The organism is Bradyrhizobium sp. SZCCHNS3016 (genome assembly GCF_032484535.1).
Classification (GTDB): Bacteria; Pseudomonadota; Alphaproteobacteria; order Rhizobiales; family Xanthobacteraceae; genus Bradyrhizobium.
This window is the reverse complement of sequence record NZ_JAUETE010000007.1, coordinates 232,411-245,120: the sequence shown is the minus strand read 5'-3', so window position 1 is coordinate 245,120 and position 12,710 is coordinate 232,411. Positions and strand designations below refer to the sequence as shown.

The window sequence follows — 12,710 nt, the reverse complement described above, 5'->3', positions numbered from 1 at the left end:
GGTCGCTTCTCATTGCGCGCCGCCCCTCCCATTGCTATGGCGCAGGGACTGTCGCAGGACGACACGCCTCGACGATCATCAGCCCCTCGCCGCGCTCACCCCACGCGATGCCATATTCCCTCGTCATCTTCGATCTCGACGGCACGCTCGCCGACAGCTTCCCGTGGTTTCGCACCCACGTGAATGCCGTCGCCGTGCGGTACCGCTTTCGTCAGGTCGAGGAGCAGGACATCGACGGGCTGCGCCATTCCTCGACCCGTGAGATCCTCGATTTCCTTCAGGTGCCGCGCTGGAAGCTGCCCTTGATCGCGCGCCACGTGCGCCGGCTGAAGACGGCGCATGCAGCAAGCATCCCGCTGTTTGCAGGCGTCGACATCATGCTCGACACGCTTGCCGCGAACGGCATCATGCTCGCATTGGTCTCGTCGGACAGCGAGGCCAATGCGCGGCAGAAGCTCGGATCGCGCGCCGGTCTGTTCGCCGATTTCGATTGCTCAGCCTCGGTGTTCGGCAAGGCACGGAAGTTTCGCCGGGTGCTGAAGCGGCTGCGCGTCGACCCGGCCCAGGTCATCGCGATCGGCGACGAGACCCGCGACATCGAGGCTGCGCGCGCCGCCGGCATCGCCTTCGGTGCGGTGACGTGGGGTTATGCCGCGGAGCAGGCGCTGCGCGACCACCAGCCGGAGATGCTGTTCACCCGGATGGACGAGATCGTGGAACGGTTGGTGGTGCCCGCCAGACGAGATTCGTAGCCTGCATCAGCGCCGGCGACATGCAGGGATAACGACGAGCCTCGATACCTCCCCGCGTCATTGCGAGCCGCGCTCGCAATGACGGAGGCTGCAGATGCAACTCCATCCCGCCACCGGCGGACCTGCCTCACCGCCGCAGGAACGCGCCGAACGCGCGCGGGCCGTTGCCGACCTTGATCTCCCCTGTGACCTTCAGTGCGGCCACGTCGATGACGCTCAGGATGTTGCTTTCCCAATTCGCGACGATGACGCGCCGGCCGTCGGCCGTCGCCTCGATGCCCTCGGGATAGTCGCCGACATTGATGCGCTGGAGCGGCTGCAGGCTCGCCAGGTCGAACACGCTGACCGTGCCGTCATACTGGTCGGTTACGAAGCCCCTGCCCTGCGCCAGCGCCACCGCATAAGGCCGCAAGCCGGTCTTGACCCGGCCGATCTCGCGACGCTCGGCGAGGTCGATCACCGAGACGTCGTTGGAGGCGACATTTGCCGTGTAGGCGCGCTTGCCCTCGGCGTCGATGGTGACACCGAACGGCCGCGTGCCAACCTTGATGGTCGCAAGGCGCTGGCGCGTCGCCGTGTCGATCACCGAGACCATGTCGTCGTCGCGGTCGGCGGAGAGCAGCAGCTTGCCGTCTTGTGTCACCGCAAGCCCCGACGGCGAGGCGCCGACCGCGATGCTGCCGGTCACGGTCCGGGTCTTCGCATCGATCACGCGAATTGCGGCGTTGTACCAGTCTGCGACGTAGACCGTCGAACCGTCCGGCGTCACGGCAATGCCGAGCGGGCCGCCACCGACCTCGATCCGTCCAACAACCTTTCGCGCGACAGCGTCGACGACGCTGATGCTCTTGTCGTCCGGACTCGCCACATAGGCGAAGCGTCCGTCGGCGGCCACCGCAACGCCGGCCGGCTTGCCGCCTATCGGGATCGTCGCCACCGGCTTCGAGGTCGCGAGGTCGACGATGGTCAGATCATCGCTGAGCTGATTGGTGACGAAGGCTTCTTCGGCGTGGGCACTGGCGCAGCAGACGAGCAAGGCTGCGAGCAGAAACGCTCGAATAGGATCTGAGAGACGATGAGTGGCACAGCGCCTTGCCTTGTACCCACCTCGCCCTGCTCTTGCCCGCAGTAGCTCGCAGAGCGAAGGCGGATGCGGGGCCGCGACGAGCTTCGCTCGCGCTGAGAGGTCGGATTGCATCGCCAGATGCAATCCGGGTGAGGGGGCACAGGTCTCACCACCCACACCACCCGTTCGGCTGCCCCTCACCCCAACCCTCTTCCCGTAAGAACGGGGAGAGGGTGCGCAGCGCTGACCTGGCGACATGGTCGCATCCAATCAGCTCCCGCTCTCTACCTTCTTCTTCAGCCCCTCGAGCCCGCCCTTGTAGAGCTCGGTCACCGCATTGACCGCGGCCTCGTCGCTCAGCTCCGGCGGCGGATCGTTGTTGGGGAAGCCGCGGTAGAACGCGCCTGTCCATTCGACCACGCTGCCTTTGCCATCCGCACTCGGCGTCACCGCGATGGTCGACGAGTAGTTTGTCACCGGCAGCACCTTCACATCGACCGCCGTGATCCGGTACGAATAGCTCATCTTCTCGGCGTCGTATTTGTAGAGCTCCTCGTCGACCGTGGCGCCGCCCTTCAGGGTCAGCTTGCGGGTGGCGCCGATCTCGTTGCCCTTGTCGCCCGCGGTCTTGTCGACGACGCCGAGCCAGCTCATGTCCTGGAAGTTGCCGATCACGGCCCACACCTTGGCGGGTGCGGCGTTGATCTCGACGTGCTCCTGCACCTTGCGCCGGGTGGGACCATGCGCATCCGCCGTGCTCAAAGCCGTCGTTGCGATCGCGAGCGCCGCCGTCGCGGCCAGCGCCTTGCCGAACACCATCCTCATCTCGTTTCCTCAACCATTTTCGTTTGGCCGGCGCATCTGGCGCGGCGGACCCATCTTTGCACCGCTCCCGATTGTTGCAACAAAAAAGACCGTGTCGTGGCGCTCGAAAGCGGGTCAATTGGCGCCACAGCAGCGCTTGTATTTCTGGCCGGAACCGCACGGACAGGGATCGTTGCGGCCGACCTTGCCGAAGGAGGCGAACGGATTGGGTTGCTCAATGAAGGCGGGCGCGCCGGGCACGGGCGCCCCGCTCCGCCGATGACGGTTGAGGGTCAGCACCGCATGGCGGATGTCAGCAGGCGCCTCGCGGTCGAACCTGGTATTCTCGACGCGATCGGCATTCTCGTCGCGCGCCAGCTCGATCGCCACCATCAGGCTCAGGGCCGCCTCGCCCACATCGCCGTCGACGTTCCGGTAGGCCTTGAACCGCTCTTGACGCAGGTCCACCGCCGCAGCAAAGCCGTCGATCCACAACTCCCAGATCACACTGCCGTCGATCGGATCGACCGGATAGCGCGGCTGATACAGCTCCGGCGTTTGCGTGAGCGTCCGGGCGATCTCGTCATGATACGCCATCACCAGGTCGAGCACCGCATTGGCGTGGTCGATGCTCGCAAACACCGAGTGGCGGCCTTTGCCGAACCCGAACGCCGCGGCGAACCATTCGCCGGGCGGGACCTGCTCCGGCAGGACCAGCAGGCCGGCGATGAAGCCGTCGAGCTCCTCCAGCACCATGGCGCGGTCGTCGAGGGCGAGCAGCGCCTGGTCGAGCTCGTCGTGACGGTTGGCCTGCTCCGACATCTGAAACCCTGCTTCCCTCACCCGCGTCGCGACCTGATTTGCCCGACGCGCACGCCGCGAAGGCGTGACGCGACCGTTTTGACACCAAAACGGCCATGCGCGCAAAATCTATATTTCGACGCGGGATCAGCGCCATCACCCCTGTCCAGTCGTGTCGCGAAAAATATTCTTCTTTCGTTTTTTCGGAATTTGCGTTCTTCTGGGTGCGTCCTGCACTCACGAGAGGGGCGCTTCGCGGTCGTCACGGGCGTTGAGTGCGGGATGCGATGGACGTCACGGGCCCGGCGCAAATGCGCAGACGACGGGTCCGGCGGCGGACGGCGAAATCGTGTGGTCCTGACCTCCCGACGCTGAGGTCAAGCTGGTGGTGATGCTCACGCATCGCGCCGGTGACGGTGGCCAGAAAGCCCGGTGCACCGAGGAGATCACGTATAAGCCGTAACACCATCGCGCAGGGAAGGCCGGGTCATCTCGGCTGAGCCTGTGGTTCCTGCCCCGTGCATTTTTCCCGCACGGGGGCCGCGGGCATCAGCGGATGCCCGGCCTTCCCTGCGCCCTCTCACTTCGAGGAGGGCAGAATATGATGCAAAGCCCGGACGCCATTCGCACGCGGGAACGCGGACTCATGTCTCTCCGTCATCGCGAGGAGCAAAGCGACGAAGCGATCCAGAGCCTTTGCGCAGCCCTGGATTGCTTCGCTTCGCTCGGAATGACGGCGGAGCAAGTTGGTCGACCTCGCCAACTCTCATGCACCACACCCTGCCCTCACTCCGCGAGCACCGCCTGCACGAAGCCATCGGGATCGGCGCAGAACTCGCGCAGGGCCTTAAAGTGATCGGTGTCCTGCACAGCGACCTTCTCGAGACCGTATTTGGTCAGGCGCAGCAGGGCCGCGCCGGGATAGGCCATCAGCACCGGCGCATGCGTCGCCATCAGCACCTGGCAATGACCGGCCTCGTCCATCCGCCGCATCAGCTTGAGAAACTCGATCTGGCGCGCCGGCGACAGCGCCGATTCCGGCTCGTCGAAGATGTAGATGCCCTGGCGCTGGCAGCGCTCCTCGAAGAAGCGCAGGAAGCCCTCGCCGTGGGAATGCGACAGGAAGTCGGGCGGCGGCCCTCCGAATGGATCGTCCAACGCGGCCTCGTCGAGATAGCGCGCCACCGAGAAGAAGCTCTCGGCGCGGAAGAACCAGCCCTGCGTGATCTTCGGCAGCCAGCTTGCACGGAACGCGGCACCGAGCGTGCCCCCCATGCGCTCGATTGCACGGCCATGATCCACCGGCCTATAGCCCTTGCCGCCGCCGGCCTCGTCATAGCCGGCCAGCGCCGCGATGCCTTCGAGCAGGGTCGATTTGCCGGTGCCGTTCTCGCCGACGATGATGGTGATGGCGCTCGTGAAGCTCAGCTCGAATTCGTCCTGCAGGAACGGCAGGCAGAACGGATATTCAGCGCGGTCGGCGATCTTGGCCGGATCGAGCCACAGCCGCTTCAGATAGGGTGCGCGCAGCCGGATCTCACGTTGCTTCCTCGCCATGACGCCTTCACAAATTCGGTGACATCGCGGGCAATCTCGCACAAGGCGGCGGGATCGGCCACCGTCACGGGCGGGTTACGCCGCGACCTCCAGCACCAGCTCCATCGTCATCAGCACCGGGTTGTCGCCGCGAACCAGACGCCCCTGCGCCAACGCGCCGGTGTAGTCCACCAGCGCGACGTCGAGCGTGGCTTCGAGACCGACAGCGCCGGGCGCGATCGCGCCCGAGGCGATGGTCAGCTCGGTCGCAAACGGCTCGACCACACCACCGCTCTCGAAGCGCGCGCCGATGGTCGAGCCGACGCCGCCGCGGATGCGCGCCCTGCTGATGCCTTGCGCGCGGCAGAACTCCTCCAGACAGCCGGCAAAATCCTGGTTCGGCCGCAGCCGCAGCGCGAAGGCGCGGCGATCGGTTCTTGCGGCGCGCGGTGCCGCCGCCACCGGTCCGAACAGCTTGAAGCCGGTCTCCGGATCAGGCTCGGCCGCGAAGATCGCACCGTCGAGCCCGAAGGCCTCGACATCAAAGGACTCCGCGACAATCGTCTCCTCGGGCAGGATATGCCCGCCACCGTTGCGACCGCCCTCTTCGGTCCACAGCGCGTGACAATGGAAGAACGGCGCGCCGTCGCGCACGCCCAGCGTCATGGTCGCGGTCGAGAGCTGGGTGACACCGGCGGGCCGATAGGTCTCGCTGTAGAACGCGGCATGATCCGGCGCCTTCGACAGCGCCGGCATGACATAGGCGAACGGTCCGAGCGCACCACCTTTGATGTCGAGCACGCCGCCGGCAAAGCCTTCACGCGCAAAGCCGCGATGGGCCGCTTCCAGCAGCGGCAACCCCTGCTCCATGGTGAAGGTGAAGGCGCGGCCGCGCGCCTCGACCCACTGGATGCGGTCGGCCACCGGCGCGCCGGGCTGTTTGATGAATCGCATCAGTGCTCAGCCCTGCCTGGTGAGATCGAGCAGGCCGCGCGCCTCGAGCTCGTCGCGCACGAGACGCTTGGGGATCTTGCCGTAGCCAGACTTCGGCAGCGCGTCCCAGAAGAAGAAGCGCTTCGGCATCTTGTAGCGCGGCAGCTTGGTGGCGAGATAGCCGGCGATCGCGCTCTCGCTCGGCACGACCGCGCCCTCGCGCGCCACGCAGACGGCGACGCCGACCTCGCCCCACACGGGATCAGGCACGCCGAGCACGGCGACCTCGCCGATGTCGGGATGGGTCAGGATCTTCTCCTCCACCTCGCGCGGATAGATGTTGGAGCCGCCGGAGATGTACATGTCCGACGCGCGGCCGGTGATATAGACGAAGCCCTGCGCGTCCATGTGGCCGAGATCGCCGGTGCGGAACCAGCCGTCGCGAAACGCCTTGGCATTGGCGTCGGGATTGTCGTAGTAGCCCGCGAACACAGCCGGACCGATGACGCAGATCTCGCCGGTCTCGCCCGGCTTCAGCTCGCGCCCCTGATCGTCCTGGATCGAGACCTGCATGCCCGTGCGCTCATAGCCGCAGGTGCCGATCCGCGCCTCCGGTCCATCCTCTTCCTCGTGCGCCGCGGCCGGCAGCACCGTGATGTTGCCGGTGACCTCGCCGAGGCCGAAATACTGCACGATCACCTTGCCGAGCCGCGCCAGCGCGCGCTTCTGGTCCTCGCGATACATCGGCGCGCCGGCATAGATCACGTGGCGCAGCGAGGAATGATCGAATTGGTCGACGGCGGGATGCTCGACCATCATCTTCAGGATGGTCGGCACCGTGAACAGGTTGCTGATGCGATGCGCCTCAATGAGACGGAACGCCTCGGTGATGTCGAACTTCTCGCTCGGCAGCAGAACCGTCCTGGCGCCGCGCGCGCTCTGCATCAGCTGGTGCACGCCGGCGCCGTGCGACAGCGGCGCCACGACGAGCGACGCGTCGTGCTCGGTCGTGCCCGGCGTCAGGTCCGCGAGATGGTTCGTGATGACGAACGCCATCTGGCCATGCGTCAGCACCGCCGCCTTGGAGCGGCCGGTCGTGCCCGAGGTGAAGAAGAACCAGCAGGGATCGTCGTGCTCGACGGCAGCGTTCGCGACGTGTGCGCCGACATGCGCCTTCATTGCGTCGGCCACGGCCCCCGTGCCGAAGCTGCCGCCTTCACCGATGCGCCAGGTGAAGTCAGCAGTCGTCACTGCGGCAGCGTGCTCCGGAAAGTCGCCGTGGCAGAGAAACGCCTTCGCGCCCGAGGCGGTCGCGAGGTAGGCGACCTCGTCCGGCATCAGGCGGAAATTGGTGGGCACCCAGACCGCGCCGAGCCGGAACGCGGCAAACATCGAGACGAACATCTCCTCGCAGTTCTTGGAGTGCACCAGGATGCGATCGCCCTTGGCGATGCCCTGCTCGGCCAGCGCCGCCGCGAGCGCCGAGACCATCGCGTCGATCTCGCGCCAGGTCCACGACCTCTCGCCCCAGACGAAGCCGACGCGGTCGCCGAGCCGGCGGCCGTTCTGCGTCACGATATGCGCGAGATTCATCACCCGCCGCGACATCCGCAGCTGTGTGCCACTCATCGACGAGCCCTCGCATCCCGGCAGCAAATGAACAGACCCATGACAGCGTCCCCTCGATCGATTCTCGGGCGGTCTCGGCCACCCGTTACCTTCCCGCTTGTTTATCGCGGTCCCGCGCGACCTCGCAAGCGCGGCCTGCCCATCGCTCCCATGCGACGGTGTCATTCGAACGAATGCAAATGCCGTGCGACAAACCCGAGGCCGGCCGCGCATTCCTTCATTTCACCGCGCACCGAATCTGATTTGAGGACACCCATGATCAATCGTCGTTTCCTGCTTCTCGGCCTCGCTGGCGTGCTCGCCGTATCCCCGCTTCGCGCGCAGGCCCCCGCCGCCAATGAGCCCACCGGCATCATGACCGCGATCTACACCCGCGTCGCCAAGGGCAAGGGCGAGGATGGCGGCAACTTCGTCATCGAGAACAAGGCGGCACGCGCGAACTATCTGTCGAAGTCGCTGGCCGCCCAATGGGCCAAGATGGACGCCCGCACGCCGAAGGGCGCGGTCGATTTCGATCCGATCACCAATTCGCAGGATCCGGATGTCGCCTCGTTCAAGGTGAGTCCGGAGAAGCAGGAGGCCGACAAGGCGACGGTCGCCGTCACCATCGCCGGCCATCGCAACGATCGCACGGAACAGGCCGACAACGTCATCCGTTACGACTTCGTGCGCGATGCCGGCCAATGGAAGATCGACGACATCCGCGGCGCCGTCGACGGCAAGCCCTGGTCGATCCGCGAAATGCTGGCGGAGTTCATCAAGCAGACCGACAAACCGAAACGAAGGTAGAGAAGCATGACCGTCGTCCGCGACAACAAGGCCCAGAGCCGCTTCGAGCTCGACGTCGAAGGCAGCATCGCTTTTGCAAACTACCGAGCGACGCCGCAGGCGGTCGTCATCACCCACACCGAGACCCCGGCAGCCCTGCGCGGCCGGGGCATCGGGTCCGAGCTGGTCAAGGGCGCACTGGAGTTGATCCGCGCCGAGAGCCGCAAGGTAATCGCGGGCTGCAGCTTCGTCGCCGACTACCTCCGTGACCACCCGGAGAACCGGGACATCATGGCGTGACGTTCCGTAGAATTACCGAGCAAGACGATTGGACCGTGTGCTTTAACGCAATGGCTACCCGGATGGACCAGCAATCCCCCGCCGAACAAGCAACCAGACCGATGGGGAGAGGCTCATGTTCATCACTGCCATTTTCGACGTTCTCAAGCGCTACGTCCGCTACCGCACCCAGCTCGCTTATCTCGACCAGCTCGACGAGCGCACGCTGCGCGACATCGGCTTCAACCGCGACCAGTTGCACGCCGAGGCCTGGCAACGCGCCGGCGTCGTGCACGTCTGAGCCGTTCGAGCAGCCTCCCGCGACACGATATCGACGACAAAGGCCCGCGCGATGGCGGGCCTTTCGCTTTTGGGCCGTCGGCGGCCGACGCTCAGTGCTTGATCTCCGGCGGAAGCTTGCCGCCATTGGCGGCGAGCTTGCTCATCACCTGCTTGTGCAGCCACACATTCATGCTGGCCGAGTCGTTGGTGTCGCCGCTGTAGCCGAGCTCCTTGGCGAGCTCCTTGCGCGCGGCGAGGCTCGAATCGATGTCGAGCGCCTTCATCAGGTCGACGATCGAGGTCCGCCACTCCAGCTTCTCGTGCTTGGCAGCCGCGGCCTTGTCGACGATCGCCGCCACATCGACGTTTTGCGCCGCAGCAGCCGGGCCCCCGGTCGGAGCTGCCGTGCCGCCTGCCGGCGCGGTGCCGCCGGCCGGCGCAGCCTCGGCATGATGACCGAAAATAGCGCCCATGATCTTTCCGAAAATACTCATCAATGGCTCCCAATGGATGGTGATCGTAAGAAGAACTCAGCCGGCGTTGTTCCGTTGCAAAGACGGCCGTAGAGCCGCTCCGCCACCCGCCGAGGCCTGCCAAGGCGACCACGGCGACGAATGTGAAGCTTACCCAAGGCGGAATGACGGCGGAATGACTTTGTCCGTGGATGGCTCGGCTTCTTCGGTCGCGGGCACCGTTCTAATGCACCGCGACATTCACAGCACTCACCGAGGCGTGAGTAGGCGCGGCCTGTTTTGCCACTATCCTGATGACTTCCGTTCGCGAATGGCCGCCCCCAAGGTTCGTCGCGTCTGGCCATCCGCGAATTTGTTCCAACGAGAAGCGCAGCCCGCCTGCGTGGTTGGGTAGCGCCCTACGCAAGTTGAGGGAGCACACGACGATGGCCACCTACCACAGCAATGCCGCCTCCCACGTTCGGGCGGCAGACGAGGTCGCGGCTGAGCTGACGATTCGCACGATCGACATGTCGAGCCTGATGCGCGCGCTGCGGCTCGGCTGGGACGATTTCAAGGCCGTCCCGAGTCACGCCGTGATGCTGTGTGCGATCTATCCCGTTCTCGGCCTGGTGATCGCGCGCGCGGTGTTCGGCTATGCGGTGCTGCCGCTGTTGTTTCCACTGGCGGCGGGCTTCGCCCTGCTCGGCCCATTCGCCGCGCTCGGTCTCTATGAGCTCAGCAGCCGCCGGGACCGCGGCGAGGACACCAGTGCCTGGGATGCTCTGGAGGTGCTGCGGTCGCCGTCGTTCGGCTCGATGCTCGGACTAGGCACGCTGCTGCTCGCGCTGTTCGTCACCTGGGTCGCGACCGCGCAGGCGATCTACGTCGCAGTGTTCGGCTATGGCGGCGCGACGGGCGCGGGCGATTTCCTGCAGCGAGTGTTCACGACGCCGCAAGGCTGGTGGCTGATCGCGGTCGGCTGCGGCGTCGGCTTCCTGTTCGCGCTGCTGGCGCTGTGCCTGAGCGTCGTCTCCTTCCCGCTGATGCTCGACCGACACGCCGGCGCGCTCGAAGCAGTCGTCACCTCGCTGCGCGTGGTGGCCAAGAATCCCGTTCCGGTTGCGGCCTGGGGTCTCATCGTCGCGGTGCTTCTGGTCGCCGGCACGATTCCTTTCTTCCTGGGACTCGCCGTTGTGATCCCAGTGCTCGGCCACGCCACTTGGCATCTCTACCGCGAAGCCATCGCGATCAATCCCGACGCTGTCCGGATCGTGCCGCCGGCCCCGCGCGGCTCCAAACCCGCGGCCGACTTCCCGGCGAACCTGTTCCCATGGCGCTCGCGCGACGGGATGTGAGGACGCAGCGACGAGTTTGTCACGGCCGCCGGCCTCGGGGCCGGCGGTCGCCTCGAGAGGCCGCCAGCGTGTGGCAGCGCTCACGAAATCCGACGCCAATGTGATCGAAAGGCCTTGTTGCTGCCGCGGTTACGCCCGACATGGAGCACGCCCAGCAACGCTTTTTGAATCCATTGCCGTCCAGGTGTTTCGATGATTGCTCGCGTTCTCGCCGTTTCCGCTCTTGCCTGCCTCGCTGCCCTCACCACCCTGTCAGCGCCAGCGCACGCCGCGGTGCCTTGCGGCAGCGGCAATTTCGACGGCTGGCTCGCCGAGTTCAAGACCGAAGCTGCAGCCAAGGGCATCTCACAAAACACGATCAATGCGGCGCTGACCGGCGTGACGCCCGACCAAAGCGTGCTGAACCGCGACCGCGGTCAGAAGGTGTTCAGCCAGACCTTCGAGGAATTCTCCGGGCGCATGGTCCCGCCGCGCATGACTCGCGGCTCCAACATGCTGAAGCAATACGGCTCGGTGCTGTCGCGGATCGAGCAGAGCTACGGCGTGCCGGGCGAGGTGCTGGTCGCGATCTGGGGGCTCGAGACCGATTTCGGCGTCAATGTCGGAAAATTTCCGACCATCCGTGCGCTCGCGACCTTGGCCTATGACTGCCGCCGCGCCGAGCAGTTTCGCGGCGAGTTGCTGGATGCGCTGCGGATCGTCGAGCGCGGCGACCTTCAGCCGGCCGAAATGCGCGGCGCCTGGGCCGGCGAGATCGGTCAGACGCAGTTCATGCCGTCGTCCTGGATCAAATACGCCGTCGATTTCGACGGCAATGGCCGGCGCGACCTGATCCGCAGCGCGCCCGACGTTCTCGCCTCCACCGCGAACTATTTGAAGGGCTATGGCTGGCAGAAGGGCAAGGATTGGGAGCCCGGCGGCCCGAATTTTGCGGTCATCCAGCAGTGGAACAAGAGCGAGGTCTACGCGCGGACGGTCGCGACCTTCGCGACCCAGCTGGCGCGGGCGCCGTAGCCCGAGGCAGGAATAAGGCCGATCGCGGCATCGCGACCGGCCGTTCGTTCGATGATGCGAACGATGCGCCGGCTACTTGATCATCCCGGCCTGCATCGCCTTGCTCAGGTGCGCGCTGCAGGCGCCCATCTTGCCGCTCAGCAGCGCGTCCTGCGCTGCCGCAATCTCCTTCTGCGCAGTATATCTGACGTCGCCGTCGGCCATCGCCTCGATCGCCGTCTCGGTCTTCTCCAGATTGGCCCCGCTACAACCGGCGCCATGCATCCGCGCCGCCTGAGCCGGACCGACCGCCACAATTGCCGCAGTGATGAGCGCGGCCCCAAAAAGTTTGTTCATTGTTTTTCCTCGCTGGTGCGACGGCGCCGACATCATTGCCCAGCACCGCGACACTTTGTCGCACCTTTCGTTATATGCCGCGAAGTGAAATCCGCGCGAGCGGTCCGTGATGGCGATCATCGATTTGAGAGGCGCAGCGCGCATAATGAATTTATGTTCATTACATTAACCCATGCGTTTCGTGAGGTGTATGTCGGGCAATAGCTTCGTGCCTGGGCCGGCCTTTAAGCCGGCATTGCTCGATCCGGCAATTCGAACGGGCGATCGAAAATCCGCATGAATACGGAGCCTTGCGCGGGTCGCTGAGCTGCCGGGCGCCTGCCCGATTCTTACTCGAGGGTTACGCAAGCTATGCGTCCGGGGTTTAGCTGCATCGCAACATTTACGCTTCCGCATCGCAACAAGCTCTTCTATGTTCATTTCAACGATGAGGTTCCGATGAAGAACTGAATCGCGAACTAAAGGAGATTTCTCATGTTGCTCTCGCTCATCCGCATGGTGCAGGCGTTCCGTGAGTATCAGCGCAACGTTGCCGAGCTGTCGCAGCTCAGCGATCGCGAACTCGCCGACATCGGTCTCGATCGTTCGGATATCCCGCGCGTTGCTGCCGGTCACTACAACGGCTGATCAGCCTTCTTCCGATATCTATCGGACATCGCCCGCCTCGCTGCGGGCGTTGCCGCGTCTAGGCCCTGGCGCA

General features: G+C 65.3%; 15 protein-coding genes. 7 read left to right on the top strand and 8 right to left on the bottom strand.

All coding sequences use genetic code 11. The features are described from left to right. Positions 1-107: 107 nt before the first annotated feature. Positions 108-752: an HAD-IA family hydrolase gene (locus QW881_RS16030; protein WP_315756631.1), complete on the top strand. Its 645-nt coding sequence runs from the start codon at positions 108-110 to the stop codon at positions 750-752. Between the two features lie 127 nt (positions 753-879). On the opposite strand, the gene QW881_RS16025 is transcribed toward QW881_RS16030, so the two are convergent. The 6 genes from QW881_RS16025 to QW881_RS16000 form a co-directional block, all read right to left on the bottom strand. Then, the gene (locus QW881_RS16025; protein WP_315738316.1) at positions 880-1,812 is read right to left on the bottom strand and encodes a cytochrome D1 domain-containing protein; all 933 of its coding nucleotides are present in this window, start codon (positions 1,810-1,812) and stop codon (positions 880-882) included. Positions 1,813-2,088: 276 nt separating this feature from the next. Continuing rightward, positions 2,089-2,643 (bottom strand): SRPBCC family protein, encoded by a 555-nt coding sequence (locus QW881_RS16020; protein WP_315756632.1) that lies wholly within the window; start codon positions 2,641-2,643, stop codon positions 2,089-2,091. 114 nt (positions 2,644-2,757) lie between these two features. Further along, positions 2,758-3,444, bottom strand: a complete 687-nt coding sequence (locus tag QW881_RS16015; protein ID WP_315756633.1) for a UPF0149 family protein — start codon at positions 3,442-3,444, stop codon at positions 2,758-2,760. 765 nt (positions 3,445-4,209) lie between these two features. Next, on the bottom strand, positions 4,210-4,980 hold the full coding sequence (locus tag QW881_RS16010; protein ID WP_315756634.1) for an AAA family ATPase: 771 nt from the start codon (positions 4,978-4,980) through the stop codon (positions 4,210-4,212). Positions 4,981-5,055: 75 nt separating this feature from the next. Further along, positions 5,056-5,913 (bottom strand): PCC domain-containing protein, encoded by an 858-nt coding sequence (locus QW881_RS16005; protein ID WP_315756635.1) that lies wholly within the window; start codon positions 5,911-5,913, stop codon positions 5,056-5,058. Positions 5,914-5,919: 6 nt separating this feature from the next. After that, on the bottom strand, positions 5,920-7,521 hold the full coding sequence (locus tag QW881_RS16000) for an acyl-CoA synthetase (protein ID WP_315756636.1): 1,602 nt from the start codon (positions 7,519-7,521) through the stop codon (positions 5,920-5,922). A 255-nt stretch (positions 7,522-7,776) separates the two neighbouring features. Between QW881_RS16000 and QW881_RS15995 the strand changes: the two genes are divergently transcribed. The 3 genes from QW881_RS15995 (at position 7,777) to QW881_RS15985 (ending at position 8,869) form a co-directional block, all read left to right on the top strand. Further along, a complete protein-coding gene (locus QW881_RS15995) occupies positions 7,777-8,310 on the top strand; it encodes a DUF3828 domain-containing protein (protein ID WP_315756637.1) in 534 nt (177 codons plus the stop codon). 6 nt (positions 8,311-8,316) lie between these two features. Then, entirely contained in the window at positions 8,317-8,589 is a 273-nt protein-coding gene (locus QW881_RS15990) for a GNAT family N-acetyltransferase (RefSeq protein WP_315756638.1), read from the top strand. 115 nt (positions 8,590-8,704) lie between these two features. Further along, positions 8,705-8,869, top strand: coding sequence for a DUF1127 domain-containing protein (locus QW881_RS15985; protein WP_315756639.1), 165 nt, complete (start codon positions 8,705-8,707; stop codon positions 8,867-8,869). 91 nt (positions 8,870-8,960) lie between these two features. Here the strand turns inward: QW881_RS15985 and QW881_RS15980 are convergent, their stop codons facing one another. Beyond that, positions 8,961-9,344, bottom strand: coding sequence for a DUF3597 domain-containing protein (locus QW881_RS15980; RefSeq protein ID WP_315756640.1), 384 nt, complete (start codon positions 9,342-9,344; stop codon positions 8,961-8,963). 404 nt (positions 9,345-9,748) lie between these two features. On the opposite strand from QW881_RS15980, the gene QW881_RS15975 reads away from it, so the two are divergent. Beyond that, positions 9,749-10,660, top strand: coding sequence for a DUF2189 domain-containing protein (locus QW881_RS15975; RefSeq protein ID WP_315756641.1), 912 nt, complete (start codon positions 9,749-9,751; stop codon positions 10,658-10,660). Positions 10,661-10,852: 192 nt separating this feature from the next. Next, positions 10,853-11,674 (top strand): lytic murein transglycosylase, encoded by an 822-nt coding sequence (locus QW881_RS15970; protein WP_315756642.1) that lies wholly within the window; start codon positions 10,853-10,855, stop codon positions 11,672-11,674. A 72-nt stretch (positions 11,675-11,746) separates the two neighbouring features. Here QW881_RS15970 and QW881_RS15965 read toward each other — a convergent pair whose 3' ends face one another. Continuing rightward, the gene (locus QW881_RS15965) at positions 11,747-12,010 is read right to left on the bottom strand and encodes a hypothetical protein (protein ID WP_315756643.1); all 264 of its coding nucleotides are present in this window, start codon (positions 12,008-12,010) and stop codon (positions 11,747-11,749) included. Positions 12,011-12,484: 474 nt separating this feature from the next. On the opposite strand from QW881_RS15965, the gene QW881_RS15960 reads away from it, so the two are divergent. Next, positions 12,485-12,637 (top strand): DUF1127 domain-containing protein, encoded by a 153-nt coding sequence (locus QW881_RS15960; RefSeq protein WP_006614327.1) that lies wholly within the window; start codon positions 12,485-12,487, stop codon positions 12,635-12,637. The last annotated feature ends 73 nt before the right edge of the window (positions 12,638-12,710 follow it).

What these genes read in the sequence shown, in the direction of transcription:
- QW881_RS16005 (WP_315756635.1), bottom strand. Translation starts at nt 5,913, where the DNA reads ATGCGATTCATCAAACAGCCCGGCGCGCCGGTGGCCGACCGCATCCAG.
- QW881_RS15985 (WP_315756639.1), top strand. Translation starts at nt 8,705, where the DNA reads ATGTTCATCACTGCCATTTTCGACGTTCTCAAGCGCTACGTCCGCTAC.
- QW881_RS15960 (WP_006614327.1), top strand. Translation starts at nt 12,485, where the DNA reads ATGTTGCTCTCGCTCATCCGCATGGTGCAGGCGTTCCGTGAGTATCAG.
- QW881_RS16020 (WP_315756632.1), bottom strand. Translation starts at nt 2,643, where the DNA reads ATGAGGATGGTGTTCGGCAAGGCGCTGGCCGCGACGGCGGCGCTCGCG.
- QW881_RS16030 (WP_315756631.1), top strand. Translation starts at nt 108, where the DNA reads ATGCCATATTCCCTCGTCATCTTCGATCTCGACGGCACGCTCGCCGAC.
- QW881_RS15990 (WP_315756638.1), top strand. Translation starts at nt 8,317, where the DNA reads ATGACCGTCGTCCGCGACAACAAGGCCCAGAGCCGCTTCGAGCTCGAC.
- QW881_RS16010 (WP_315756634.1), bottom strand. Translation starts at nt 4,980, where the DNA reads ATGGCGAGGAAGCAACGTGAGATCCGGCTGCGCGCACCCTATCTGAAG.
- QW881_RS16000 (WP_315756636.1), bottom strand. Translation starts at nt 7,521, where the DNA reads ATGAGTGGCACACAGCTGCGGATGTCGCGGCGGGTGATGAATCTCGCG.
- QW881_RS16015 (WP_315756633.1), bottom strand. Translation starts at nt 3,444, where the DNA reads ATGTCGGAGCAGGCCAACCGTCACGACGAGCTCGACCAGGCGCTGCTC.
- QW881_RS15970 (WP_315756642.1), top strand. Translation starts at nt 10,853, where the DNA reads ATGATTGCTCGCGTTCTCGCCGTTTCCGCTCTTGCCTGCCTCGCTGCC.
- QW881_RS15975 (WP_315756641.1), top strand. Translation starts at nt 9,749, where the DNA reads ATGGCCACCTACCACAGCAATGCCGCCTCCCACGTTCGGGCGGCAGAC.
- QW881_RS15965 (WP_315756643.1), bottom strand. Translation starts at nt 12,010, where the DNA reads ATGAACAAACTTTTTGGGGCCGCGCTCATCACTGCGGCAATTGTGGCG.
- QW881_RS15980 (WP_315756640.1), bottom strand. Translation starts at nt 9,344, where the DNA reads ATGAGTATTTTCGGAAAGATCATGGGCGCTATTTTCGGTCATCATGCC.
- QW881_RS15995 (WP_315756637.1), top strand. Translation starts at nt 7,777, where the DNA reads ATGATCAATCGTCGTTTCCTGCTTCTCGGCCTCGCTGGCGTGCTCGCC.